Annotated in this window: 19 protein-coding genes and 1 pseudogene; 11 read left to right on the top strand and 9 right to left on the bottom strand. The window is 69.2% G+C overall.

Annotation, left to right across the window (positions count from 1 at the left end):
- Positions 1 to 308: 308 nt before the first annotated feature.
- Together NUV94_01525 and NUV94_01520 are read left to right on the top strand one after the other, a co-directional pair.
- Positions 309 to 3,362, top strand: a complete 3,054-nt coding sequence (locus tag NUV94_01525) for a PKD domain-containing protein (protein ID MCR4391469.1) — start codon at positions 309 to 311, stop codon at positions 3,360 to 3,362.
- An 11-nt stretch (positions 3,363 to 3,373) separates the two neighbouring features.
- Positions 3,374 to 4,237, top strand: coding sequence for a hypothetical protein (locus NUV94_01520; protein MCR4391468.1), 864 nt, complete (start codon positions 3,374 to 3,376; stop codon positions 4,235 to 4,237).
- Here NUV94_01520 and NUV94_01515 read toward each other — a convergent pair.
- From NUV94_01515 to NUV94_01505, 3 genes and pseudogenes are all read right to left on the bottom strand, one after another.
- Positions 4,234 to 8,061, bottom strand: coding sequence for a hypothetical protein (locus tag NUV94_01515; GenBank protein ID MCR4391467.1), 3,828 nt, complete (start codon positions 8,059 to 8,061; stop codon positions 4,234 to 4,236). The two genes, NUV94_01520 and NUV94_01515, sit on opposite strands and share 4 nt — an antisense overlap.
- Positions 8,058 to 8,873 carry a hypothetical protein gene (locus NUV94_01510; protein MCR4391466.1) on the bottom strand — a complete coding sequence of 272 codons (816 nt, stop codon included), beginning with the start codon at positions 8,871 to 8,873 and terminating at the stop codon, positions 8,058 to 8,060. Before NUV94_01510 ends, NUV94_01515 begins: the two co-directional genes overlap by 4 nt.
- A 380-nt stretch (positions 8,874 to 9,253) precedes the next feature.
- Positions 9,254 to 11,026: pseudogene (locus NUV94_01505) on the bottom strand (S8 family peptidase).
- A gap of 82 nt (positions 11,027 to 11,108) precedes the next feature.
- On the opposite strand from NUV94_01505, the gene ftsH reads away from it, so the two are divergent.
- From ftsH to NUV94_01480, 5 genes are read left to right on the top strand one after another with little or no spacing between them, the layout of a single operon-like run.
- Positions 11,109 to 12,950, top strand: a complete 1,842-nt coding sequence (ftsH, locus tag NUV94_01500; protein MCR4391465.1) for an ATP-dependent zinc metalloprotease FtsH — start codon at positions 11,109 to 11,111, stop codon at positions 12,948 to 12,950.
- Positions 12,947 to 14,113: a 1-deoxy-D-xylulose-5-phosphate reductoisomerase gene (gene dxr, locus NUV94_01495; GenBank protein MCR4391464.1), complete on the top strand. Its 1,167-nt coding sequence runs from the start codon at positions 12,947 to 12,949 to the stop codon at positions 14,111 to 14,113. Before ftsH ends, dxr begins: the two co-directional genes overlap by 4 nt.
- Positions 14,114 to 14,123: 10 nt before the next feature.
- On the top strand, positions 14,124 to 14,582 hold the full coding sequence (locus NUV94_01490) for an Rrf2 family transcriptional regulator (GenBank protein MCR4391463.1): 459 nt from the start codon (positions 14,124 to 14,126) through the stop codon (positions 14,580 to 14,582).
- On the top strand, positions 14,579 to 14,884 hold the full coding sequence (locus tag NUV94_01485) for a metal-sulfur cluster assembly factor (GenBank protein MCR4391462.1): 306 nt from the start codon (positions 14,579 to 14,581) through the stop codon (positions 14,882 to 14,884). Before NUV94_01490 ends, NUV94_01485 begins: the two co-directional genes overlap by 4 nt.
- 56 nt (positions 14,885 to 14,940) lie before the next feature.
- Positions 14,941 to 15,474: a hypothetical protein gene (locus NUV94_01480; GenBank protein MCR4391461.1), complete on the top strand. Its 534-nt coding sequence runs from the start codon at positions 14,941 to 14,943 to the stop codon at positions 15,472 to 15,474.
- Here the strand turns inward: NUV94_01480 and murJ are convergent.
- Together murJ and rplI are read right to left on the bottom strand one after the other, a co-directional pair.
- A complete protein-coding gene (gene murJ, locus NUV94_01475; GenBank protein ID MCR4391460.1) occupies positions 15,458 to 16,945 on the bottom strand; it encodes a murein biosynthesis integral membrane protein MurJ in 1,488 nt (495 codons plus the stop codon). The genes NUV94_01480 and murJ overlap by 17 nt on opposite strands.
- Before the next feature lie 107 nt (positions 16,946 to 17,052).
- On the bottom strand, positions 17,053 to 17,499 hold the full coding sequence (gene rplI / locus NUV94_01470; GenBank protein MCR4391459.1) for a 50S ribosomal protein L9: 447 nt from the start codon (positions 17,497 to 17,499) through the stop codon (positions 17,053 to 17,055).
- Positions 17,500 to 17,573: 74 nt separating this feature from the next.
- Between rplI and folP the strand changes: the two genes are divergently transcribed.
- From folP to polA, 4 genes are read left to right on the top strand one after another with little or no spacing between them, the layout of a single operon-like run.
- Positions 17,574 to 18,407 carry a dihydropteroate synthase gene (gene folP, locus NUV94_01465; protein ID MCR4391458.1) on the top strand — a complete coding sequence of 278 codons (834 nt, stop codon included), beginning with the start codon at positions 17,574 to 17,576 and terminating at the stop codon, positions 18,405 to 18,407.
- Positions 18,404 to 18,880, top strand: a complete 477-nt coding sequence (locus NUV94_01460) for a YceD family protein (protein ID MCR4391457.1) — start codon at positions 18,404 to 18,406, stop codon at positions 18,878 to 18,880. The genes folP and NUV94_01460 overlap by 4 nt, the downstream gene beginning before the upstream one ends.
- Positions 18,877 to 19,344 (top strand): crossover junction endodeoxyribonuclease RuvC, encoded by a 468-nt coding sequence (locus NUV94_01455; GenBank protein ID MCR4391456.1) that lies wholly within the window; start codon positions 18,877 to 18,879, stop codon positions 19,342 to 19,344. The genes NUV94_01460 and NUV94_01455 overlap by 4 nt, the downstream gene beginning before the upstream one ends.
- On the top strand, positions 19,341 to 22,043 hold the full coding sequence (polA, locus tag NUV94_01450) for a DNA polymerase I (protein MCR4391455.1): 2,703 nt from the start codon (positions 19,341 to 19,343) through the stop codon (positions 22,041 to 22,043). The genes NUV94_01455 and polA overlap by 4 nt, the downstream gene beginning before the upstream one ends.
- Here the strand turns inward: polA and nagB are convergent.
- From nagB to NUV94_01430, 4 genes are read right to left on the bottom strand one after another with little or no spacing between them, the layout of a single operon-like run.
- Positions 22,040 to 22,777, bottom strand: coding sequence for a glucosamine-6-phosphate deaminase (gene nagB, locus NUV94_01445; protein ID MCR4391454.1), 738 nt, complete (start codon positions 22,775 to 22,777; stop codon positions 22,040 to 22,042). The genes polA and nagB overlap by 4 nt on opposite strands.
- Positions 22,774 to 23,985, bottom strand: coding sequence for an N-acetylglucosamine-6-phosphate deacetylase (gene nagA, locus NUV94_01440; protein ID MCR4391453.1), 1,212 nt, complete (start codon positions 23,983 to 23,985; stop codon positions 22,774 to 22,776). The genes nagB and nagA overlap by 4 nt, the downstream gene beginning before the upstream one ends.
- Positions 23,978 to 25,108: a serine hydrolase gene (locus NUV94_01435; GenBank protein MCR4391452.1), complete on the bottom strand. Its 1,131-nt coding sequence runs from the start codon at positions 25,106 to 25,108 to the stop codon at positions 23,978 to 23,980. Before NUV94_01435 ends, nagA begins: the two co-directional genes overlap by 8 nt.
- Complete coding sequence (locus NUV94_01430) at positions 25,105 to 26,274, bottom strand: anhydro-N-acetylmuramic acid kinase (GenBank protein MCR4391451.1); 1,170 nt, start codon at positions 26,272 to 26,274, stop codon at positions 25,105 to 25,107. Before NUV94_01430 ends, NUV94_01435 begins: the two co-directional genes overlap by 4 nt.
- Positions 26,275 to 26,352: the final 78 nt, after the last annotated feature.

Raw genomic sequence — 26,352 nt, 5'->3', positions numbered from 1 at the left:
GCGATCTCGCGGCCTCGGGGATGCACGGGAAGCCCGGTGCCGGAAGCGCCGGGCTTCTTCTCTGGTCGGGCAGGGCGCTTCGCTGCTTTCGTGTTGTTTCAGGGCCGATCCCTGTTCATGGCTTCGTGTTCGGATGTTGCAAAGATTACCGACGCCCACATTTTCGTAGCGCTATACTCACGGGCGGGATCGGACAAGGGTGTGGGCGAGGAAGGACAAACGCCTGTGGTCCGGGTAACGGCGATCGCGGCCAACGGGAGGGGAGATGGGTAGGCTAGCGCTAGGCTAGCGGAGATGAGGAGGTAGCGGTGAAGAAGACCCTGTTGAGCCTGGTCCTGTGTGGGCTGGCCGTGACCGCGGTGGCCGCCCCCACGTTTACCGACAGGTCCTTTGGCGGGGAGGCCTTGAACCCTGGTGATACTGGGATCATCGTCCAGGTGATCACCGTCAAAGGGGACTCCGCCCGGGATACCACCATCGAGTTCATCCAGGTGAGGAACACGGGCACCGCCACCTCCTCCCACATCACCCAGATCGCCCTGGCCCTGGAATCCACGACCCCAACCCTGCCCACTTCTGCCCCTGCCACGACAGCTGTCCGAGCGCCCACCACTGGTAAAGACCTTCAGGTCGGGATCGTCATTCCTACCTCTTTCACCGTCCCGAAGGGCCAGACGCGGTATCTTTGGGTGCTGGTGGACGTAGCTCGCCCCGCCGCAATTTCGGGCGGGGAGACCGTGGTTCTGGAGACGAACGCCTATTGGTACACCGCCACTGAATCGGGGAACAGCGGCTTCCTCCAGGATGGCCGGCCCGAGACCATCCGGAAGGCCGGGTTTGAAGTGATCACCGACGAGTCCCCGGACCCCGACAACCTCAACCCCGGGGACTCCGCACCGGTTCAGAAATTCCGCATTCGCGACCTCGATGCCAACGCCCGGGCGGTCAAGGTCAACAAGGTCACGGTGAAGCGGGCCAACGGTGCTACCGCCGAGGCCTCCGACCTCCAGTCCATCGAGGTCCAGATCAATGACGGCACGGCCACCTACACCGCTGCTACGGAATCGGCCACCGGATGGGATGGAACAGGTGTAGTGTTCACGGCTACGAAGCCACCTTTGCCCACGAGCTTCCCCGACGGGACTGAGCTCACGATAACCGTGACCATCACGGTGCAATCGGGGGACGAATCGGGGGACGCCACGTACCCGCGGGACGAGAGGACCCTTAAGAGTGCGGTCGTCCTTGAGGTCGAGGAAAACACGGGCCAGACCATAAACCAAACGGTGACCGGGCCCACGACTTGGACCATCCGCCGGGCTGGGTTTGAAGAAATCGAGGAGATATCCACACCGCCTCCAGGACCGGGGATCAACCCCGGTGAGCGCCTGACCCAAAAGATTTGGGTCGCCGATCGGGACTACAACGGGAATAAAGTCCAGATCACCCACATTTACGTGAAGAACTTGGGAACCGCGGAGACCGCGGACATCGCGGGGTTCACGGTGTGGGTGGGCACCACCCGGGTCCGTTCCAGTTGGCCTTCGGGGTTCGACTTCCGCATAGGCGGCTGGATCCAGGTCACCCCTACCGATGTCGCGGACGAAAAGGAAGCGACCATCACCATCGAGTATCGGGTTTCGCCCCTAGCCACCACCGGCCGTACCATCCGACCAGAAGTCCGTGTGGGGAGCGAAGAACCCCCAGTGCCTTCCCCTCCAAGCCCGGCCTATGCCACGGCGGCGGTTACCTACCCGGAGACGGTGGCCATTTACCCCGCGGGGTTTGAGGTGGTGGAGAACATCGCCATCGATCCGCGCACGGTCTACTCCACCCAGCGGTTTGTGGCCCAGAAGATCAAGCTCGAGGACAAGGACGCCAATACAGCTGGAGTCACCATCACCCGGGTCCGGGTGAAGAACGTGGGCACGGCAAGCGACACCCAGTTCGCCAAGCTCGAGGTGCGGCTTGCCGGGGAGAACGGGGCCCTCCTCGGCGAGACCACGAACCTCACGGGGTTCCGCAATTCGGGGGTGTCCATCACCCCCACCGCCAACAACACCGTGGCCGACGGTGCCAAGGCGGAACTTTGGATCTGGGTCACCCTCGCCGGCCCCGACAAGACCGTGGCCGGCCGGACCGTGCGCCTGGAGACCGTTTTCTCCTACACCGAGGGCACAATGAGCGGCGATACCACGGCGGTTCGAGGCGCCACCTTCGACATCGGGGTCAACAACCCGCCGGTGATCCAGGACTTCACCTGGAGCCCGGCTAACCCTCAGTACGGCCAAGAGATCACCTTCACTCCAGGGACGATCACCGACCCCGATGGCGATGCCATCGTGTACTCCAAATGGGACTTCGGAGAGGGCGCGAGCCCCAGGTACGTGGAGCGGAACGGGCCGCCGGAGACGGCCAAGACCAAGTACCCCGACGGCGGCACGTTCACCGTGACCTTGCTCGTCCGGGACGCCAAGGGCCTGGAAGGGAAGAAGACGAAACAGATCACAGTCACCCTGCGCCCGAATCAGCCGCCCACGGTGGACTTCACCTGGTCCCCCACAAGCCCTGCCGCCGGCCAGGCCGTCACCTTCACCTCCACCGCCACCGACCCCGACGATCCGCCGGATACCCCGTTCACCTACGCCTGGACGTTCGGCGACGGCGGCACCGCCACCGAGGCCAACCCCACCCACACCTACGCCGCGGCCGGCACCTACACGGTGAAGCTCGAGGTCACCGACCGCCGGGGCGCGAAGGGCACGAAGGAGAAAACCATCACCATCGGCGCTCCTCCGCCGCCACCGCCGCCCACGGTCACCGCCCTTTCCGCCAGCCCCGCCGTCCCGGAGGCGGGCCAGCCGGTCACCCTCACCGCCACTGCCACCGCCCCTCAGGGTGACCCGGTCACCGCTTGGGAATGGGATTTCAATGGCGACGGCACGGTGGACGCCACCGGCGCCCCGCCCGTGACGCACACCTACCCCGCGGCGGGCCTGTATATGGTCAAGGTGAGGGCCCGGAACCAGGCCGGGTGGAGTGCATGGCGAACCCTCGACCTCTACGTCCGGGCCAAGGGCGGAGCGGAGATCGGCACCCGGCTCCTCGATAACCCAGCCGCTGCCCAGGCCCGGATCCAGGTCTTCCTCCCATCGGGGGCGACGGACGTGAAGATCCGCGTCTTCGACGCCCTCGGCCGGCCCGTGGTGGAGCGCGACATAGCGGGGGCCCAGTTCACCTGGGACCTTGAGGACGGGGCCGGCCGAACCGTGCCCAACGGGCTCTATTTCTACCTGATCACGGCGACCCAGGACGGCCGGACGATCCGGTCCGAGGTCGGGCGGATCCTGGTCCTGCGCTAAAGGAGTGGGCGATGCGCAAACTGTTCCTGGCAACGATCGGGGTTCTGGTGGGGGCGACCGCCCTCGGCCAGGGCCTCCTGAACCCGTTCGACATGGGGCTTGGGGTGCGGGCGATGGGCCTGGGCGGGGCGTATACCGCCCTCGCCGAAGGCAGCGAGGCCCTGCTCGCGAACCCAGCCGGGCTGGCGTGGGTGCCCTCGCTGCGGGCCGACTCCACCGTGACCAATGCCCTCAACCTGTACACGGTGGGCTGGCTGGCCGGGGCCTTGCCCGGATGGGGCGCGGGCTTGACCTACCTTTCGGTGGGCGGGATCGCCGACCCGGCCGGGGACCCCCTCACCTTCTCCACCTTTGGCCTGGTGTTGGGCGTTGGGCTGGATGCCCGCCGCATCCCGTTCCTCTCCGGACTCTTCCCGTTCCCGGCAGCCTTGGGGTTGGCGCTGAAGCACCACCAGATCACGGTGGCCGACGCGTCCGGAAGCGGGATCGCCTTGGACCTCGGGCTCCTGGGCCGGCTGTCCACGCCGTTCGGGGAAGTGCGGGCCGGGCTGGCCATCCGTGAGCTCGGGTTCGGCGCGAGGTTGGGGGAGCGGGGCGAAGGGTGGTCCACCGACCTCGCCCTGGGCGCGGCGTGGATCCACCCGGCCGGATTTCTCGGCGTCCTGGACCTCTCTACCGACTATCTCGCGATGGGCCTGGGCTGGGCCCCGTTCCGGGAGCTCGAGGTCCGGGGCGGGGTGCGCCTCCCGGGCGGGCTCGTCCAGTGGTCATTGGGTTTGGGCGTGCGATGGCAGGCGTTCGCCGTGGACTACGCCCTCCTGACCCACCCCTGGCTCGCGCCCTCCCACCGGTTCGGGTTCGGGGTGAGCTTCTAGAACCGGGCGGCCAGGGTCACCCCCCCGAACAGGGCGTGGCGGAATGACGTCGCCGGCTGGTACCCGAACGCGTAGCCGGCCTCGGCCGATAGGCTCCACATGTCGCTCAGGGAATGACCGAATTGAGCGGCCATCTTCCCCTCCAGGCGCCCCTCCTTCCACGTGGCACTGGCCTCCATCCCTAGCGTGCCGAACTCCACGGGCCAGGACAGCCGATCGGTGAGGGTCAGGCTCCCGTCTCGGCCCTTCCAGGTGAGGGTCAGGTCGTTGCGCCATGCCGCCCGCGGCTCCCAGGCCACGCGCAACGTGGCCTGGTGGTCCTCCGTCACCTGATCGGGATAGCGGGGATGCGAGAGGATCTGCCACGATCGCTGCCAGCGGAAGCTCGGTCGGACCTCGCCCCAACCCGAGTAGTCCCAGGTGAGCGCGAGCGAAAGCACGCGGTCGGTGCGGTCCGTGGCCGGCCGATACCCGTGGCCAACGCCGACCTCGGCCTGCCAGGATGCCGCGGGCTGGCTGAGCTGGGCGATCCCACGGACCTCCCAACGCTGCTCGCCTGTGTCCTTCCAAAAGGCCGTCAGGCGCGGGGCGAGGCGTGCGTCGCCGATGGACCAGGCCGTCCACCGGATCTCGCCCTGGATGGTCCGCTCCTCCCGCCAGTCCCCGGTGAGCAGGCGGTGGCGCAGGACCTCCTGCCAACTGGCGCTCCACGAGGCGATGGCCACTCCACCCGTCCACTTGGTGGTGACGGTCACGCTCTCATCGCCAGGATGGCCGCGGCTACGGAACGGCCGGATCCAACTCCCTTCTACGCTCCAACCCGCGGCAGGCCGAAACGCGAGTTGTCCAATGAGCTGCCCCGATGTGTACGGATCCGGGGCCGTGAGCTTTCCGCCTAAGGCGAGTTGCCCAGATAGGGCCTGCCATTCCCCGGAGATGCCGGCACGGTAGTCCAGGTCCAGGCGGGCTGCCTCGGACGGGCCAATCCCGGTCAGGGTGGGGGAGAGGGTGAGGCAGACCTTGGCCCCCTCGGACCAGCTCCAGTCGAGCCCGCCGCTCAACCGGGCACGGGGCGTGGTGAACAGGTCCACCACGTCCCACCGCCCGCGCACCTCGAGGCGGACGCTCTCCTCCTTGAGGTAGCGGGCCACGAACCCGACCCCATGGGAGTCGGATCGGCCGGCCTGCCCGATGACCTCATACCCCGGGGAGCGGGTGCTGCCGCTCAGCTCCCACCGCCAATCGCCCACGTCGCGGGCGAGGGTCAGGCCCGCCGTCACCCCGAGCCGGGTATGGTCGGCCTCCGGGATGTCGTTGAACCGGCCGAGGTCACGGCCGTCGATCCTGGTCAGGCCCGGCGGATACCGCTCCGGTTGTGGGGCAAGCCGCCACAGGTCCAGGCGGAACTCGGCATCGGCCCGGCCGCCGGCCCACAGTCCACCGCTCCCCACCCCCACTGCGGTGATCGGCCCAGCCACCGCCGGAGTTGGCTCTCCATCCCGCCACAGGCCGTCCTCGGCCGCATACCATAACGCCCCGTCCCAGATCGCCATCCCGTACACGCTCTTGCCGATGGCGATCCAGCCGGCCCCGGTCCCGCCGCGCAGCACCCGGATCCCCTCGTCGGTGGCCACGTGGAGCTCGTCCCCGCGGGCGAGGAGGGCGCGCGCCGGTCCAGGGACCGCCGGCACTTGTGTCCACCCCTCGCCCTCCTGTACGTACAGGCCGTCCTCCGTCCCCAGGTACAGTTGTCCCCCGGCCCAGAGGAGGGACATGGGACGGGCGTCGGCGGGCAGTTCCCACGTGCGCCAGGTGCGTGGGGCCTCCACGTCCGCCGGGGCGAACACGGCCACCGCCTCGTCGGTGGCCAAGAACACCTGACCTCCACCTTGAGCCAGCGCCAGGACCTCGCTCCCCGGCAGGTCGTCCCTTGTCTTGTCCAACCGGATCCAGCTCCGTACCCGATCGAACGGGGACGCCTCCCACAGGCGGACCACGGTCAGCCCGACGTCGGTGGCGATGAGAAGCCGATCCGAAAGCGCCAGGAGATCCCGCGCCGCCCGCCCGGACATCCCCTCCGCCCCCCCATACCCGGAGAAGGCCCCGCCCCGGTATACGGTGATCCCGTTCTGGTGGGCAAACACCACGTACTCCCCGTCCGCCGCCTGGACGCGGGCGATGGCGTTGATCCGGTTCGGGGCGGGGATGCGAGCGTTGTCGTCAGCGGGGAACACGTTCTCCGAGCCGCCCAAGCTCAGGCGGTACTTCCACCCCGCCACCTCCCCGGCCAGGCGCAGCGCGGCCACGGAGTGGGTGTTGGGCATGGTCCGGCTGGTGGGCTCCGGCCGGCCGGAATCGGCCGCCCGGGACAGGGAAAGCTGGAACCCGTCCAGACCGGGCACGGTCACCGTCAGCCCGAAGAAGTTCCGCTCGTACTCCGTGTACCCGCCCAAGCCCCCCCGCTGCCGCTCGAAGTCCACCCGCAGCTCGTCGGTCTGGGAGAGGGGCGCAAACAGGATCAGCATCCCGACCTCATAGTCGATGGTGTAGTCCGTGTTCCGCACGAGGGGCTTCCCGTTTAGGTACACCCGTTCCGACCCGGGGACCACGGACAGCCCGAGCATGAACACGTTCCCCTCCCGCCGGTAGTCGAACGCCGCCCGCACCGCGGCCCCGGCACGGAAGAACGTGTCGGGGAAAGCGATGCGCAACACCCCCTCGGCGGGGTACAACGACCAGGCGAAGTCGGCCAGGGCCGGGTCGTCGATGGGGCGGAACGCCTCTTCCCCGGGCAGGCGCACGAGGAGCGTGAGCGTCCCCTCGATCACGTCCCGCTCCCCGAGCAGGAGGTAGCGACGCCGCGCGGCGGCGGAGAACGCGTACCCTTCCTCGTCCACCGTAATCTCTACGAATTGGGAAAGCTCGGCCAGGAACTTCTCCTCAAGTGCGCTCCCCTCGATGAACGGGTACGTTTTCCGATCCGGGCCGGAGAGGCCATGCTGGTCGTTGTAGGCTTCGATGGTGTCCTGGACCCGACGGCGGAGGAGCACCGCCGGCGCGGCCTGCAGGATCAGGACATCCCCCTCGTCGCGCAGCACGAGGAAATCGCCTGTGGTGAGGGGGACTGCCGAAGCCTCCTCGATCACCTCTTGGAGGTAGCCGAGGCCCCAATTCCCGAGGAACCGCCACAGGGGTTGAGACAGGAGGAACTGGAACTGGGCCTCGGAGAACCCCTCCACGAACGGGGCGCGCAGGGGCCAGGAGTACAGGCCCTCCACGTGGCGTAGGTACGGGGCCGGCTGCCAAGGGCGGTCGGGGTCCTCGGTCGCGAACAGGGCCTCAGCGCGGGCGCTCTCCCCGCGGAAGGTAAGGGACTCCGAGATCCCCTCCAGGCGTGCGGCGAGGCCGCTCACCGTGACCCCATCCCCGTGGTAGCCCAGCCGTGCCCCGAGGAGCTTCTTGTTGTACACCCCGAGCTCGGCCCCATCCGCCCCGACCACGAAGTGCCCGAGCTGCCCCTCCCAGGGGGGGCGGTCCACCAGGAGCACGAAGTCCTGGAAGGCCGAGCCGAGCTGATCGTTGAAGCTGGCCTTGAGGGTCAGGAACCCTAGGGCGATACCGGTGACCTCGGCCCAAAGGGATTGGCCCAACACGAGCTGAGCAGGGGGGATGTTCTCCAGCGCCAGGAGCTCCGGGGCGCCGATCCCGAACCGTACGGTCCACGTCTTTTCCCCGGTCACGGTGAGGGTGAACGACGGGGTCTGAACCTGGGCCAGCCCGGCGAAACCGATGAGCACGATCAAGATAAGCCACGCTTTTGTCATGGAAACCTCACGGTTAAGGATACGCGAAACGCGGCCGGGAGCACGGGGTGGGCCACCGCCGCCCAGTCGAGCTGGAACGAGCTCCACCGGACTGAGGCACCGAACGAGACGGAATTCGCGGTTATGCCTGCCCGGACCGCGATGCCCCCCGCCCACAGCTCGCCGCCCGCGGCCAGTGCTGGCGCCCCCGCGGCGAGGCCGGTCACGTCCAGCGCCACGATTCCGGATAGGAAGGTGCCCCATCGGAACGGGACCGCGACGCCCGCCGCCAGGGTCCGCGGCCAGTGTTCCCCTGGGAACGCCGGCTGGGAAAGCACCCCTTGCCAAACGAGGCCCACCTGGACCGGGCCCTGCCAGAGCACCCCTGCGTCCACCGCCCACCCCAGCGCCTCCACCGGGGCCACCGGATGGAGCAGCCGCGCCCGCGTTCCCACGGAGAGCCCGCCGTAGATGGGGATCCCGACCGCGGCCACCGCCCCCTCCACCCGGAACGCGAGCCCGGGGCCGATGGACCCGGCATCCAGGGCCATCGCAGCCACGCCCAGCCCGGGGCCGGCCAGGGACACGAGGGCGAAGTCGGCGGCCCCGAACTGGCGCGCGTACGCGGACAGGGCCTCCCATCCCGCCGTGCCCACTAGAGCAGCCGGGTTCAGGAACAGCCCTGCGCCGTCGGCCACGGCCAGGCCGGCCCCGGCCATCCCTGCCGACCGGGCGCCCCCGGCGAGGGCGAACAGGACGCCGCCCCCCACATGCCCTTGGCCGAGGCCCGCCACCGCCACGGCGAGGACCAGCGCCGCCACGCTCCGGATCATCGCTGCACCACCAACCGCACCACCTCTGACCGCCCGCGGTCGGTGACGAGGACCACGAGGTACAGGCCGCTCGCCACCGGCCGGCCATCCGCCGCCCGGAGGTTCCACCGGATTTCCCCCTCCCGCCCCGTCAGCCGCCACGCGGCGAGGCGGTTTCCGGCAATATCGTACACGTGCAGTTCCGCCCACGTGGCCCCCTCCGGCCACCGATAGCGGAACACGGCCTCCCGGTCCACCGGGTTGGCCAGGGCCGCAAGCACCGAAGCCTCGCCCGGTCCCCCGCCGGAGACGAGGTCCGCCGCCCGCGGCACGTCCAGCTTCCCCGCCCCCCACGCGTCGTTGGGGGCCGGCCCCACGAACGGGTCTCGCCGCGCCCCGCCGGTGAGCGCCTTCTTGAGGTCCTGCCAATCCAGGCCGGGGTTGCGGGAGAGGAGCAGGGCCACCGCTCCGGTGACGTGGGGCGCGGCCATGCTCGTCCCAAGGAGCATGGAGTGCTCCCGGTCAGGGAGGGTTAGCCACGGTGAGGGCGGTGCGTCCCGGGATCGGGCGGAGGCGATCCACGCCCCCGGCGCGGCAAGATCCGGCTTGAGCCGGCCGTCCCGGGTCGGGCCGCGGGAGGAGAACGGGGCCAGCGCCCCGAGCGGGTAGCCTTCGGTCACCGACTGCTCTCCCGCGAGCGACGTCCACCGGTTCTTGGTGACGTACGCCCCCACGGTGATCACCCGGCGGGCGTTGCCCGGCTCGGCGATGGCCATGTCCCCGTCCCCTTCCATGAACCACCCCGCAGCGGGGTCCTCCACCCACCCGTCCACCCGGCCGCCCCGCACGGGGTCCAGGGTGATCGTCCACCGCGATCCGCGTTCCGCCCCGATGAGGGAGATGTAGATGACCCTGTCCCCATTGGGCGGGATGGAAACCGCGTTGTCCAGCTGCACCGAGCCCGAGGCGGTGGGGGCCCACCGGGTGGTGCCGGGGGGGGCGGTGACCGTCTCCTCGGTGGGGGCTGTCACCCTCACGGTGAAGCCCGCCGCCGCCGGGTGCCAGAGCTGCACCCCCACGATCCCCTTCTCGGCCACGAGGTGCCACGTGGTGCGGGCCCATACGTCGGCCCCCACGTGGACCTTCCTGTCGCCCTCGTTCCCCGCGGACACGACCACCGCCCGCCCAGGGCGGTCCACGAGGGCGTCGAGCATCTGCTCGAACAGGGACGTCCCGTCATGGGGCCCGGCGTGTCCGCCCAGGGACAGGTTCACCACCGCCGGCCTCCCCAGCGTCGCCGCCGCCTCGAACACGAACCGCACCCCGTCCACCACGTCATCCTCGTAGAACGTGGTCTTCACCACCACCAGGTCCGCCCCCGGGGCCACCCCGCGCAGGCCGAGGGTGGAGGAGGTACCGTCCCCCGCGGCGATCCCGGCGACGTGGGTGCCATGGCCCAGGGTGTCCGTGGTCGGGGAGGTCCCGGCGGCGATGGCCGCCTCAAGGTCGTTCTGGGTGAACACGCGGCCGTAGCGACGTTCCGTGAACGCGTCCCCCCACCACGGCGGCATCCACCCGCCGGGGGCGGTCTGATCCCATAGGTAGACGATCCGCGTCTTCAGCTCGTCCCCAGCACGCCCAGTACGAAAGTCCTTATGCAGGACGTCGATCCCCGAGTCCACCACCCCCACGATCACCCCCTGGCCGGTGGTGCTGAGGGTGCTGTACCACAACGCCGGGGCCCCCACCTCGGGCACGGACAGGTCTAGGGTCGGGGAAAGGGGGCGGCTGGCCGCGACGTACACCACCTCCGGGTGGTCGGAAAGCGCCGGGAGATCCGGCACCGCCACCTCCCCGGTGGCGAGGCGCCCCACGGCCTGGCGGGGCTGGAACCCGGGGAGGGCGTGGGCGGCCGCGCGTGTGCGCGTTTGCACGAACACCCGCACCCGCAGCTGGTCCGGGGCCGGCGGGACCTGTTCTGGGTAGAGCGGGACCCCGTCCACGGACGCGGATGCGATCTGGACGAGCACCTGAGGGTCGAGGAGCTGTGCCGGACCGCCCTCGGTTTGGGCGTGGACGAGCGCGCGCAGCACGGGATCCAGGCGTTCCAGGCCGGCCCAGGCCGGCCCAGCGAGGGAGGCGACCAGGGCGAGGATCAGGAACCACCGGGGCATGTCGGCATTGTATCCGTCCCCTCGCGCGCCGGCTACGCGGGGCCGTTGATCCCGGGGAAAATCAGGGCTACAATGAAGCGATATGGACAGAAGATCAATTCCACCGCCGCGCAACCTGCGCAGCCTCACCTTCATCCTGGTGATGGTGGTGGTGGCGCTGCTTTTGGCCCAGGCGTTTTGGCCCTCCAGCCAGCAGCGGGCGAATGAGTTCAGCTATTCGTACCTTCAGGACAGGATCCGGGCCGGAGAGGTCCAGGAGGCCGTGATCCAGGGCAGCCGCATCGAGGGCGCGCTGGCAAGCGGGGAGCGGTTCGTGGCCCAAGGCCCGCCCGAGGGCTCGCCCCTGTACGTGGAGCTGGCCCGGCTCATGGACGAGAACGGCGTTCGCTACCGGTTCCAGGCGGCCAGCGGGGGGACGTGGCTCCTGCCGCTCCTGATGTACCTCCTCCCCGTGGTGCTGGTGATCGTGTTCTGGATGTACATGATGCGCCGCATGCAGGGGGGCGGGGCGTTCACGTTCGGCCAGTCCCGGGCGAAGCTGGTGGCCAAGGAGTTCACCAAGGTCACGTTCAAGGACGTGGCCGGGATCGACGAGGTGCTGGACGAGGTGCGGGAGATCGTGGAGTACCTCCGCGACCCCCATCGGTTCTCCCGCCTCGGGGCCAAGATCCCGAAGGGGATCCTCCTCGTGGGGCCGCCGGGCACCGGCAAGACCCTCCTCGCCCGGGCCATCGCCGGGGAGGCGGGCGTCCCGTTCTTCTCCATCTCCGGCTCCGATTTCGTGGAGATGTTCGTCGGGGTGGGGGCGGCCCGGGTGCGCGACATGTTCCAGAAGGCCAAGGCCAGCGCCCCGTGCATCGTGTTCATCGACGAGATCGACGCGGTGGGCCGCAAGCGTGGGGCGGGCTTGGGCGGCGGCCACGACGAGCGCGAGCAGACCTTGAACCAGCTCCTGGCGGAGATGGACGGGTTCGAGGGGAACACGGGCGTGATCGTGCTCGCCGCCACCAACCGCCCGGACGTGCTCGACCCGGCCCTCCTCCGGCCGGGCCGGTTCGACCGCAAGATCGCCGTGCCCCCGCCGGACCTGCACGGCCGTGAGGCGATCCTCAAGATCCACACCCGGGACAAGAAGCTGGCCCCAGACATGGACCTGAACCTGCTCGCCCGGCGGACCCCTGGGTTCGTAGGGGCGGACCTGGAGAACGTGTGCAACGAGGCCGCCCTCCTCGCCGCCCGCTCCAACAAGGACCGCATCGAACTCCGTGACTTTGAGGAGGCGCTGGACCGAGTCCTCACCGGCCTCGCCCGCCGCGGCATGTACATCAGGGAGGAGAAACGCCTGCGCATCGCGTACCACGAGACCGGGCACGCCCTGGTGAGCAAGCTCCTCCCCCACACCGACCCCATCTACAAGTTGACCATCGTCCCCCGCGGCGCCGGGGTCCTCGGGTTCGCCCTGCCCCTCCCCACCGAGGACAAGTACATCATCTCCAAGGCCGAGCTCCTGGACCGGCTGACGGTGTTGTTCGGGGGGCGGGCAGCTGAGGAGATCGTGTTCGGCGAGCAGACCACCGGGGCGGCGGAGGACTTCAAGCAGGCCACGGAGATCGCCACCCGCATGGTCGTGGAGTACGGGATGTCCGAGGCGGTGGGCCCAATCAGCCTGGGCAAGGAGCGGACGAACATCTTCCTTGGCGAGGAGATCGTCAAGAGCGACGCGCACTCCGAGGAGCTGTCCGCTGCGGTGGACCGGGAGATCCGCCGCATCCTCACCCAGGCCTACGAGAAGGCCAGAGAGCTCCTCGCCCGCAACCGGGCGGCCCTGGACCGGGTGGCCCAGGAGCTTCTGCGGCGGGAGGTGCTCGAAAGCGACGATCTCAACGCCCTGCTCGCCGACGTCGTGCTCGAACCGGCGGGATGACCCGGATCGCCGTCCTCGGGGCCACCGGCTCCATTGGCACCCAAGCCCTTGACGTCGTCCGCGAACTGCGCGCCCGGGGGGAACCGGTGGGAGTGGTGGCCCTGGCCGCGGGCCGCGAGGTCGAGGTCCTGGCCGCCCAAGCGCGGGAGTTCGGGGTGCGCCGGGTGGGGGTGGCCGGTGCGGGCGAGGCCACGGCCATCCGGCGGCTGCTCCCCCCTGAGGTCGAGGTCATCCACGGCCCGGAAGGCCTCGCCGCGCTCGCCTCGCTCCCCGAAGTGGACCTCGTGCTCAACGCGGTGGTGGGGGCGGCCGGGCTCGTGGCCACCCTGGCCGCCCTCCATGCCGGAAAGAAGCTCGCCCTGGCGAACAAAGAATCCCTGGTCGTGGCCGGAGAGCTGGTGCTGGCGGCGCGGATGTGGCCGGACCAGATCGTCCCCGTGGACTCCGAACACGCCGCCCTGTGGCAGCTCCTCGCCGGGGTGCGCCCCGATGAGGTGGCCCGTCTTTGGCTGACCGCGTCCGGGGGGCCGCTCCGCGACCGGGATCCGGCCACACTGGCTCAGGTGACCCCGGCGGAGGCCCTCGCCCATCCCACGTGGCGCATGGGGCCCCGGATCACGGTGGACTCGGCGACCCTGGTGAACAAGGCGTTCGAGGTCATCGAAGCCCATCACCTGTTCGCCGCGCCGTGGGACCGGATCGGGGTGCTGCTGCACCCGGAATCACAGGTCCATGCGTTGGTGGAGCTGGTGGACGGGACGGTGCTGGCGCAACTGGCCCCGGCGGACATGCGTATCCCCATCCGGGCCGCGCTGACCCATCCCCGGCGGCTTCCCCCGCCCCCGGCGCGATTGCCCCTGGAGGGGCTCCGGCTCGCGTTTCGTGAGCTCCCCCGGGACCGCTACCCCGCGTTTTGGACGGTGCTCGCCGCCGGGAAGGCGGGCGGGACGGCACCGGCGGTGGCCAACGCCGCGGACGAGGTGCTGGTGAACGCGTTCCTGCGCGGGAAGATCTCGTTCCCAGCCATCGCCCACGGCATCGAGACCGTGCTCGCGCGGCACGTTCCTCAATCGATTGCCAGCCTGGAGGCGGTGCTCGCCGCCGACAACTGGGCGCGGGCCGAGGCGGAGCGGGTTGTGGACCGCGCGCGCCGTTGGGTATAAAATGCCGACCATGATCACCAGTAAGCGGTTAGGCTACGGAGTGCGGATCCTCTACGAGCTCGCTACCAAGCCGACTGGATACCACTCAGCTCGCGAGATCGCCGACGGCTATCACGTCCCCGAGGCGTTCGTGCGCAAGATCCTCCTCGATCTCCGTCGGGCTGGCGTGGTCACCGCCCAGAAGGGCCGCACCGGTGGGTACCGCCTGGCCCGTTCCCCGCAAGAGATCAAGCTGGACCAGGTCATCAAGGCCCTGGAGCCGGAGACGCCGGTCCTCGTGTACGGGAAGGTGCGGGGCGGAGGCTACCCTATGAACGAGGGTTGCCCCACTGTGCCCTTCTGGCGGCAGCTCGAGGCGCGCTTTATCCAGGAGCTCGCCGGGAGCACGCTGGCCGACGTGGTCGGCCTGGCCCAGAAGCCAGGGGAGACGGGGAAGCCGAGCGCGCGCAAGGGGAGGGGCAAGCGATGAAGCCCAGCCCGGACGCGGTTCGGGCGATCATCCGTGACCACGTCATCGATCCCGAGCTGGGGATCAACGTGGTGGATATGGGCCTCATCTACGACGTCCGAGTGGATGACGACCAGATCCTTGTGGACATGACCCTCACCACCCCCGGATGCCCGCTGGCCGCGTCCCTGCCGGCCCAGGTGGAGGAGGTCCTGCGCCGGGAGTTCGAGGGGTACGACGTCGAGGTCAGCCTGGTGTGGGAGCCCCGCTGGACTCCGGACATGATGTCTGAGGAGGTCCGCCGCCAGTTCGGCGCCCTGTGAGTACCACCCGTTGCCAACTTTGCGGAAAGCGCACGGGCGACCGGCGCTGTCCGGCGTTGGACCAGCGCTTGTGCAGCCAGTGTTGCGGGGCCCATCGCGGTCGGTTCATCCGGTGTCGGCCTGACTGCACCTATTACCTGGCGGCAGAAGAACGGCTGCGGGCCCGGCGGGCGCGGGAGCTCGTCCAGGCGTGGACCGCGTGGCGCCGTGAACTCGACGCGGCGGGCCGCGAGATCACGTGGTCGTACGTGGAGGCCCTGGCCGAGGCGCTGGCGGCGATCCTCCACCGCGAGCCGGCCGACGACGCCGAGGTAGAGGCAGCCCTCGTGCACCTCGCCCAGAGCCTGTCCCCGGTGGTGATGGTCGGACCGGCGCCCCCCCCGTTGGGACGGATCCTGGTCGACCTGTTCGGCCCTCTTCGTCAGAAGGGCGAGGTCGACGGGGACAAGCTGCGCGGGGCCGCGCAAGCGGTTGCCGATTGGCTCGGGTGCTACCGCAGCCCGGAGGACGAGAAACGGTTCGTGCGTGGGCTCTTGGGCGCGTTCCCCCCGCCCCCCGAGGAGGAGCAGGGCCTCATCGTGCGGCCCTGAGCCAGCGGGGGAGGCCGAGGAGCCAGGCGAGCCCTAGGTAGAGGACAACTCCCAACATCGTCCCCACCGCCACTTCCACCCACGGGCCGTAGGGGACGAGGAAGCGGTCGGCCACCGCCACGCCCAGGCCCATCCCGGCCGACGCCAGCCCCACGGCCAGGACCGGTCGCCACTGGACCCACCCCGGATGGCGCCGCCACAGGATGATCCCCAGGAGGAGGGCATCGGCCCAGCCGGCGATCCCGGTGGCCAGGGCCAGGCCGAACGTGCCCCAGATCCGCACCCACCACAGGTTGAGTCCCACGTTCAGGGCCAGGGCTACTGCCCCGGCCAGAACGGGGAGAGCGGGCCGTCCCAGGGCGAAGAACGCCCGCGAGAACAAGTACATAAGCGCGTAGGCCCACAGGCCCGCGAGGTACCCGGCGAGCGCCCCGTACGTGCGCAGGGTGTCGGCGGCGGTGTACGCCCCCCGCTGAAACAGCATGGCCAGGATCGGCCGGCCCAACACGAGGAGGCCGGCCATCGCCGGGAGCATGCACGCCGCGGTGACCAGGAACCCCCGCGCGAGCGCAGTTCGGAACCCCTGCTCCTCACCCCGGGCCACGTGCTGGGCGAGGCGGGGCAGGGCCACCGCGGCCACGGAGGCCGCCACCACCCCGAGGGGAAACTGGAACAGCCGCATCGCGTACTGGAGGACGGCGATGGACCCGTCGGCGAGGTACGAGGCGAGGCGGTTGTCGACGAGCGTGTTCACCTCGGCCACCATCAGCCCGCCCAGCACCGGCAGCAGGCGCCGCCCCACGTCCCCGAGGTCGGGGTGAGGCGGCCACACCGGCCACCGCCCGAGGATCTGGCCGCGCAGAAATGGGAGCTGGATCGCGACCATGCCCACGCCGCCCACCAGCGCCCCGGCGGCGAGGCCGAAGATCGGGGGACGAAGCCAGCGGGACAGGAACACCGCGCCCACCACCATGCTCAGGTTGAGGGCCGCCGGAGCGAGGGCTGGCAGGAAGAACCGGCCATGGGCGTTGAGGATCCCCCCGCTCAAAGCGGCCACGGACACGAACCCGATCAGGGGGAACAGCCACTGGGCGAGGTTCACCGCCTGGGCCATCTTCTCCGGAGGGAAGCCGGCGGCGAGGATGGGCACATACCACCGGGCGAGCAGGGCCCCGACCAGGCACAGCGGGGGGAGGATGACGAAGAGGAGGGCGAACGTGGACCGGGCCAGAGCGTCGCCTTCCCCGTGCTCCTTGGCCCGAGCGTACACGGGGAGGAACGCGGCGGCGAGCCCCCCCTCCCCGAGGAGCTGCCGCAGCGCATTGGGGATGAACAGGGCCACCAGGAACGCGTCGTAGGAGGCCGAGGCCCCGAACACGTAGGCCACGGCCGCGTCACGCACAAGGCCGGTGATGCGGGAGAGGATCGTCCCCAGGGCGGACCGCGCCACCGCCCACAGGAACGGGCCCATAAGCTAGCATCCCAAGGATTCCTGGCGGAATCCCTGGGGGCCCCGCTTATCCGAACCCCGACCGACGAGCGCTCCCGGTATGCTCGCCTCTTTCGGCCACCCCGTCCTCAGGCGGCGACCTCGACCTTCACCGTCACCGTGGCGGTGATGTCCTCGTACAGGGTGATCTCCGCCGGGTACTCCCCCAGCGCCTCCACTGCTCCCATTCGGATCCGGTCCGGATCGATCTTCTCGCCGAACCGCTCCTCGATCGCCCGGGCCAGGTCCGCGGGGCGCACGGCGGCGTAGAGCTTGTCTTCGTCGTGCACCCGGCGGAGGAACACGAACTCCGCCCCGAGGAGCTTCTCCGCCAGCGCTTGGGCCCGGGTGCGGCGGTCGGCGAGCTCCATCTTGTATTGGGCACGCAGCTTGGCGAACCGGGCCATCGCGTGGGCGGTGGGGGGGACAGCGAGCTTCTGCGGGAACAGGTAGTTACGGGCATGGCCGTCCTTGACGTCCACCACGTCCCCGGGGATCCCTAGGCCCGGCACTTCCCGGATCAACAGTACCTTCACGTGCATCACCCCTTGGCCCGGTAATGGTAGAGGGGGATGATCCCAAGTTCAAATCCCGTGCTATACTTGCCCCGATGGCCCGGTGGGGGGAATGGGATCTTGAGGGCCGCGTCCTGGTGGTGGGCGTGGTGAACGTGACCCCGGATTCGTTTTCCGACGGGGGGCGGTTTTTCGATCCCGACGCCGCGGCGGCCCATGCCCTGCGCCTGGCCAAGGAGGGCGCAGACCTTGTCGACATCGGCGGCGAATCCAGCCGGCCCGGGGCGGAGCCGGTCCCGGCCGAAGAGGAGCTGCGGCGGGTCCTGCCGGTGATCGAGCGGCTGCGTGGTCGCCTGGGGGTGCCGATGTCGGTGGACACCACCAAGGCCGCGGTGGCCGAGGCCGCCTTGCGGGCCGGGGCGCAGGTCGTCAACGACATCTCTGCCCTGCGTGCCGACCCTGGAATGGCCCGGGTGGTGGCCGGCCACGGCGCCCCGGTGGTGCTGATGCACATGCAGGGCACCCCGAGAACGATGCAGCTCGCCCCCCACTATCAGGACGTGGTCCGCGAGGTGAGGTCATTCCTGGCCGAGCGGATCGAGGTGGCCGCGGCGGCCGGCATCGACCGCGATCTCGTCGCCGTCGACCCTGGGATCGGGTTTGGCAAGACGGTGGAGCACAACCTGGACCTCCTGCGGCGGCTTGACGAGCTCGGCGAGCTCGGCCGGCCGATCCTGGTCGGCCCGTCGCGCAAGAGCTTCCTCGGGGCGGTGCTCGGCCTGCCGGTGGCGGAGCGTCTGGAAGCGACGCTCGCCGCCTGCGCGGTGGCCGTGGCCCGGGGGGCGGACATGGTCCGCGTCCACGACGTGGCCCCGGTGCGCCGGGCGGTGGACCTGGCTGTTCGGCTCAGGGCAAGGAGGGGAACATGAAGCTGGACCTAGAAGCGATGCGGGCTGCCCCCGGCCGCCCGTTTGCGGTGAGCGGCGAGGAGGACATCCCCGAGTTGGACTGGCGGGGCGAGTCGCTCCTGGTGGAGGGAGCGGTGCACGCCGATGCGGTCGCGTTCTACCAGGACGGGCGGGTGGTGCTGACGGTGCGCGTTCAGGGACGGGTGCACCGCCCGTGTTCCCGGTGTCTGGTGGACCTGGTGGAACAGGTGGACCACGAGGATTCCCTGGAGGTGCTGCCCGACGAGCTCGTCGGCCCCTATCTTGAGCTGCGGCCGATGATCGAGGCCGGGATGCGGATTGGACTTTCCCTGAAGCCCCTGTGTCGGCCGGATTGTCGCGGCCTGTGCCCGACGTGCGGGGCGGACCTGAACCGGGAGGGACATCGGCCGGGGTGTGGGACGGCGGAGAAGACCCGGGATCCTCGGCTGGCCAAGCTCAAGGACCTCCTATGAGGGCGATCCGGATCCTCGGCGTGGACCCTGGGCTCACCGCCACCGGGTACGCGGTGGTGGCCGGAGGCGTCCGGCCGGAGTTGTTGAGCGCGGGCACGATCCGCACGAGGGCTTCGGTTCCGGTCCCCGACCGATTGAGCGCCATTCACGGCAAGCTCGCCGAGGTGATCGCCGCCTACGACCCCACTGGGGTGGCGGTGGAAGAGGTGTACCTCGCCCGCAACGCCCCTTCGGCGATGGCCACGCGGGAGGTGGTGGGCGTGGTGAAGCTCCTCGCCCAGGGCCGGCGCCTGTACACGTTCGCCCCGCGCGAGGTGAAGAAGTGGATCTGCGGCAGCGGCTCCGCCCCGAAAGACCAGGTGATCCACATGGTGCAGAGCCTCGTCGGGGAAAAGGTCGGCAGCGATCACGCCGCCGATGCCCTGGCCATCGCGATCTGCGCCCTCCTGGAGGGGACGGGATGAACGTCTACCAGGCCCTGGGGATCCACGAGGTAGCGGAGCGGCTCCTCCTCGTGGACGGTCACTCCGCCCTGTTCCGCTCCTTCTACGCGATCCCCGACCTCGCCACGTCCAAAGGGGAACCGACGGGCGCCCTGTACGGGTTCGTTCGCACCCTCCTCATGGCCCTCCGCCAGTACCCGTCCCGGTACGTGGCGGTGGCGTTCGACGCGGAGGGGAAGACGGTGCGCCACGAGGCCTACGCCGACTACAAGGCGACGCGGAAGCCGATGCCGGAGGCGTTGGCCAGGCAGCTGCCGCGGGTGCGGGAGCTCCTCGATGTGTTCGGGATCCCCTACCTTGAGTGCCCCGGGTACGAGGCCGACGACGTCATGGCCACCCTGTCCTGGGCCGCCGAGCGGGAGGGGATCGCTGTCCTCCACCTCACCGGGGACAAGGACATGGCCCAGCTCGTGAGCGATCGGGTGGCCCTGCTCCGTCCAGGACGTAAGCCCAGCGATCATTTGGTGCTCCTCGACCGGCGTGGGGTGGAGGAGCGGTTCGGCGTCCCGCCGGAGCGGATCGTGGACCTCCTCGCCCTGGAGGGGGATGCGGTGGACAACGTCCCCGGGGTCAAGGGGGTCGGCGAGAAGACCGCGGTCGAGCTCCTGCGCGAGCACGGGTCGCTGGAGGCGGTGCTCGCCGCCGCCGATCGGGTGCGCAATCGCAGGATCGCCCACGCCCTTACCGAACATCGCGAGGAGGCGCTGCTGTCGCGAGAGCTGGTGCGCCTGAAGGAGGTCCCGTTGGGCCTTTCCGTGGCTGACTGTCAGCCCCGGCCCATCGTCCCGGAGCACCTCGCGGAGGTGCTCGAGGGCCTCGAGTTTCGGTCCATCCTGGCCGAGCTCAAGCTCCAGGCGGGTCCGGCGCCGCGCTACGAGGTGGTGCTCAGCGAGGACGCGTTCGCTGCCCTGCTTGACCGGTTGGCCGGGGCCGAGGAACTCAGTCTGGACTTGGAGACGACGAGCACCGATCCCCTCGCGGCGGAGATCGTGGGGATCGCGGTAGCGGTGGAGCCGTATGAGGCCTACTACATCCCGGTGGGGCATCGCTACCCGGGGGCGCCGCCCCAGCTCCCCCTCCCCAAGGTCCTCGCGGGGCTGCGCCCCCTCCTCGAGGGGGAGAAGCCCCGGATCATCGGGCAGAACCTGAAGTACGACCTCCAGGTGCTCGCAGGCTACGGGATCGAGGCCCGTGGGGTTGCTTTCGATGCCATGATCGCCCACTGGTTGCTCCGCCCCGACGCCCCGGCCCACGGCCTCGATGTGGTGGTGCGGGACGAACTCGGGGAGAAGGTGCAGACGTACCGAGAGCTCCTCGCCGAAGGGGGGGAGAAGGAGATCCACGAGGTCCCGGTGGAGCGGGCGGCCCGCTATTCGGGGGAGGACGCGGAGGTGGTGTGTCGGCTGCGGCCCCGGCTCACGCAACGGCTGCGAGAGGCGGAGCTGTTCCCGCTTTTCGCGGAAGTAGAGGTTCCGCTGATCGACGTTTTGCGGTGGATGGAACGCCGCGGGGTGCTCCTGGACGTGGACGTGCTGCGGGAGCAGGGCAAGGAACTGGAGGTCCTGCTCGACCAGCTCCGGGGGGAGCTCTACGCCCTGGCCGGCTGTACGTTCAACCCCAACTCCACCCCCCAGGTGCGGGAGGTCCTATACGGGCGGCTGAAGCTCCCGGTGCTGGAGCGGACCAAGACCGGCCCTTCCACCGATGCGTTGGTCCTGCGGGAGCTCGCCCTCTACCACGAGTTCCCCGGCAAGCTCGTGGCGTACCGGGAGCTCGAGAAGCTCAGGAACACGTACGTGGAGAAGCTTCCGGCCTACGTGCACCCCAAGACTGGCCGGATCCATACCTCGTTCAACCAGACCGGGACCGCCACCGGGCGCCTCTCCTCGTCCGATCCCAACCTCCAGAGCATCCCGTCCCGGCACGAGGTGGGGGTGGACATCCGCCGGGCGTTCGTGGCCCCGCCGGGGCGGGTGCTCCTCGGGGCGGACTACTCCCAGATCGAGCTCCGGATCCTCGCCCACCTCTGCGGGGACGAAGGGCTCATCGAGGCGTTCCGGCGGGGGGAGGACCTCCACCGGCGCACCGCGTCCGCCCTGTTCGGCGTGCCGCCGGGGCAGGTGGACGGGCGGATGCGCACCGTGGCCAAGCGCGTGAACTTCGGGATCATCTACGGGATCAGCCCGTACGGCCTGGCCCGGGACCTTGGGATCTCCCAATCCGACGCGAAGTTCTTCATCGACCGGTTCTTCGCCGCCTACCCCACGGTGGCCACGTTCGTGGAGGCGTTGGTGGAGGAGGCGCGGCGGACCGGGTACGCGCGGACCCTCCTCGGCCGGCGGCGCCCCCTGCCCAGGCTGGCCGCGGCCGACCGGCGGGGGGCCGGGGCGGACCGCAGGAACGCGATCAACACCCCGATCCAGGGCTCGGCCGCTGATCTCATGAAGCTCGCCATGCTTCGCCTGCACGAGGCGTGGCGGGAGAGGGACCTTGCGGCGGAGATGATCCTCCAAATCCACGACGAGCTCGTGTTCGAGGTGGACGAGGCCGAGGCGGCGGGGGCCGCGGAGCGGGTGAAGCGGCTCATGGAGGGGGTGTGGGAGCTCAAGGCCCCCCTTAAGGTGGACGTGAAGTCCGGCAAGAGCTGGGGCGAACTCTAGCCGGCAAGGCCGCGGGCGGCGGCCCGGTCCGCGACCACCGTCAGCGCAGAGTGCAGTTGCAGCACGGAGGCGGGGACTTCCGGGGTCACCGGGCCGGCCAGGGCTCGGGCCAAGGCCTCCGCCTTGCTCGCCCCGCTCGCGAGGAGGAGGATGGCGCGGGCGCGCATGATGGTCTTGATCCCCATGGTGATGGCACGCTGGGGTACCTGCTCCAGCCCGCCGAAGGCGCGGGCCTCCCGCCGCCGCGTCTCCAGGGACAGGGTGGCCACGTGGGTCAGGCGCTCCCACGGCGTGCCCGGTTCGTTAAACGCGATGTGGCCGTTTTCGCCGATCCCGAGGACGGCGAGGTCGATCCCACCGCTTTTTCGGATCAGCTCCTCATAGCGAAGGCACTCCGCTTTCGGATCTTCGGGGAGACTCGCCGGGATGTGTACCTTGTCCTTCGCCAGATTGACGTGATTCCAAAGGTGCCGGCGCATGTAGGCGGAAAAGCTTTGGGGATGGTCGGGCGGGATCCCCAGGTACTCGTCTAGGTTGAATGCGGTGGCCTTAGAGAAGTCCAGGAACCCGTTCCGATGGAGCTGAACCAGGACCCGGTACATCCCCTCAGGGGTGTCGCCAGTGGGGAGGCCCAGAACCGAGTCGGGCTTGAGGAGGAGCTGCCGAGCCACGATCCGCGCCGCCTCCTCAGACAATTCCTCATAGCTCCGCCGGACGATCAACTGCTGAGTCATGGCTTGTCCTGCTCCGACCAACTGGGGAACGGATGGTGGGGGCGGAGATCCCCTCCGGCGCCGCCCTCCCGGGCGTAAGCGATCTCGCCCCCGATGATGGTCCAGTGGACGTTGAAGTTGTCATCGAAAACGACGATGTCCGCGTCCTTGCCCACCTCGAGAGCCCCCTTTCGATCGGCGATCCCGAGGAGCCGGGCCGGGGTAAGGCTGGCTGTTCGGACCGCCTGGGGGAGCGAGCACCCGGTGAACTCCATGAAGTTCCGCACCGCCCGGTCCATGGTAAGGGTGCTGCCAGCCAGGGTCCCGTCGGCGAGCCGGGCGACTCCATCGTGCACGTGGACCGGAAGCCCTGCGAGCGCATAGTCCCCATCGGGAAGGCCGGCGGCGCCGATGGCGTCGGTGACCAAGCAGATCCGATCGAATCCCTTGGCCTTGACCGCGAGGCGCATCGTTGCCGGATGGAGGTGTATCCCGTCCACGATGAGCTCGACCCAGGCGTCCGCGTCCAGGGCCGCCCCCACTGGACCGGGCTCCCGGTGATGGAGGCCGCTCATGGCGTTCCAGAGGTGGGTGAAGTGTCGGGCCCCGTGCCTTAGGGCGGCCATGGTCTCCTCGTAGGTGGCCGCGGTATGCCCGATGGCTGGCACCGCCCCCACCGCCAGGACTTCCCGCAGGAGTTCGTCTGCCCCCGGGAGTTCGGGGGCGAGGGTCACCACCTTGACCAGGCGTTCATGACCATGAACAAGGTTCCGGAACGCGTCCGGTGAAGGGGTGAGGAACCAGCGCCCATCAAGGGCGCCCGGCTTGCTGGGCGGAACGAACGGCCCCTCCAGGTACACGCCGGCGATCCCGCAAGGGGCGGCTTCGCTCACCGCGGCCATCGCCCGTCGCATCGTGTCCGCGGGCGCGGGGAGGATGCCCGCGAGGAGCGTCGTCGTCCCATGGGCGGCGTGGAAGGCTGCGATCGTCCGTATCGCCTCTGGCTCCGCGTCCATGAAGTCGGCCCCGCCTCCTCCGTGGACGTGGAGGTCGATGAACCCTGGGGCCACGTACAGGCCCGCGGCGTGGAGCTCCGTCGCCCCTTTCGGAGCTTGGATTCCTTCGTCTAATCGAACGATACGGCCGTCTCGGGCGAGCAAGTCCCCCTTCCAGGCTTCCGCCGGTTCCCCCAAAATGAGCGTCCCTCCCCTTACCAAGAGCTCACCCATCGACGATCGCCCCAGCAGCCACGTTATTCACCGACGCCCGGAGGCCCGGTATTTCTGCGGCTCCCCGATCCCGTAACGGGTGGACTCTGTTCGTCAGCAGCACCACGATAAGTGCGTACTCGGGATCAACCCACAGGGAGGTCCCGGTGAACCCAGTGTGCCCGAACGCGCGCTCGGACAGCAAGTCCCCCGCGGACAAGGTCCCTGGGCCTTGGAGCATCCACCCGAGACCTCTTCTCTCATTCAGGCCCTCGGTGTGCGGGGAGGTCATCACCTCAACCGAACGAGGGGAAAGCAACTTCTGTTCTCCGTACACGCCGCCGTTCAACAGCGTCTGGGCATAGATCGCCACATCTTTGGCCGTGGAAAACAAACCGGCGTGACCGGCCACCCCGTCCATGGCCCACGCGTTCTCGTCGTGCACCGTTCCCACAAGGACTCCCCCTCGATTCGGATCGCGTTCTGTGGCCGCAATCCTGTGTACTAGCTCCGGCCGGGGGTTGAACATCGTGTCCGACATGCCGAGCGGGGTGAATAGCCACGTGGAGGCCAGGACGTCCAGCTGTTCTCCGGTCACCTTCTCGATGGCCGCGCCCACGAGGATGTAGCCCAAGTCGCTATAGATGACCCTACGGCCCGGGTCCTGGGTCAGGGGCGGCACCGGCCAGCGATGGCTGCACAGGAGCTCCAGCACCCTGTCCCGCCCGCGTCCGAGGTAAAACAGGTTCATCCATGGGGGGAGGCCGGCGGTGTGCGTCAGAAGGTGCAAGATCGTAACTTGATCACCCCACCCGAGTTGAGGGAAGAAGCGCGCGACGGGATCCCGAAGGTTCCATAGGCCCTGCTCCACGAGCATGAGGGACAGGGGAACCGTGACCACCACCTTGGTCAGGGAGGCCAAGTCGAAGATCGTTGCGGTGCACATGGGGCGCTGCTCGGGGATCTCCATGGCCATCCCGTAGCTTGTGTGCTTCACGACCTTACCGGACCGGGTGACCAGCACCACCGCCCCGGGGATGGTCCCCGCCGCGATGGCCGCCTCGATCACCGCGTCGATCCGCCCGAGACGACCTGGGTCCATACCCACGTCCCGGGGGTCCGCGGCTTCTGGAAGACAGGTCATCGGGCCACCTCCCAGCTGATCTTGCCCATGACCACCGGGCACCGTGCTCCCGTGCCCGACGGCACGTTGTTCGGTCTTCGGTGAAGGGCCTGATAGGCCAACAGCGCGAATCCCAGAGCTTCCTTCGCCTCCACTGGGATCCCGTATTCCTGGGTGGTGGTGACCTTGATCCCGGGGAACCGTGCGGCCAGACGCTCCATGAGCGTACGGTTGTGAGCACCACCCCCACCTGCGATGACCTCGTTCACCGGTCCCAGGAACCTCCGACAGTTCACGGCGATGGCTTCGGCGGTGAAGGTAGTGACGGTGGCCATCAGATCCTCATCGTTCAATCCCATGCTCCGGCCCTGGGCCATCACCTCCTCCACGAACTCGTCGCCGAACTCTTCCCGGCCCGTGGTCTTCGGGGGCTCCTTCGTGATGAACGGATGGTCGAGGAGGAGCTGCAGGAGCGGCGGATGGACCCGCCCCCGGGCGGCTATCGCGCCATCCTCGTCGTAATGGAGCTGGCCGTTGCTGATCCTGCGTACGAGTCCGTCGATCACCATGTTCCCTGGCCCGGTATCGAAGGCCTTGATCGCCTCGAGGGGGGCTCCGGCCGGGATATAGGTGACGTTGGCGATCCCACCGATGTTCAGGAGCACGCGATGGAGCGCGGGGTGCCAGAACAACTGGTAGTCGACGTAAGGGATAAGGGGGGCACCCTGCCCCCCCACCGCCATGTCCTTGGGCCGAAAATCTCCAACGGTGGTGACCCCAGTGCGGGCGGCTATCACATCTATCTCACCAATTTGGAGTGTACAAGGGCGCCGGAACGGATAATCAGCAAGTCCACCAGGAAAGTGACAGATCGTTTGCCCGTGGCTACCGATAAGCCCCGCTTCCGAGATATCGCGTCCGGCTTTGGCCACGACCGCCAGCGCCGCCTCGGCGAAGAGCTCCCCGAGGAAGACGTCCATATTGGCCAGCTCGAACACATGGCCTGCAGTGGACAGCGCGAGCAACTCCTCTCGGACTTCCCGGGGATAAGGCTGGGTATGGTGTGCCAGAAGCTTCACCCGGAGCTTTGGCCTTTCTGGGAACCTCTCCCCAGCTTCTTCGATCTCCACAAGTGCCGCCGTGATCCCGTCCAAGGAGGTGCCGGCCATGAGCCCGATCACGAGCATGGCCCCTCCCGGCGATCCTCGGGCCTGGCCCTGGCCCAGAAGCTCGGCCTCCGCAGGTGGCCCAACTGAAGTGGTTCC

This window comes from Candidatus Acetothermia bacterium, from assembly GCA_024653305.1.
Classification (GTDB): domain Bacteria; phylum Bipolaricaulota; class Bipolaricaulia; order Bipolaricaulales; family Bipolaricaulaceae; genus JACIWI01.
Note: the sequence above shows the minus strand (reverse complement) of the source record. Positions and strands in the feature narration are given on the sequence as shown.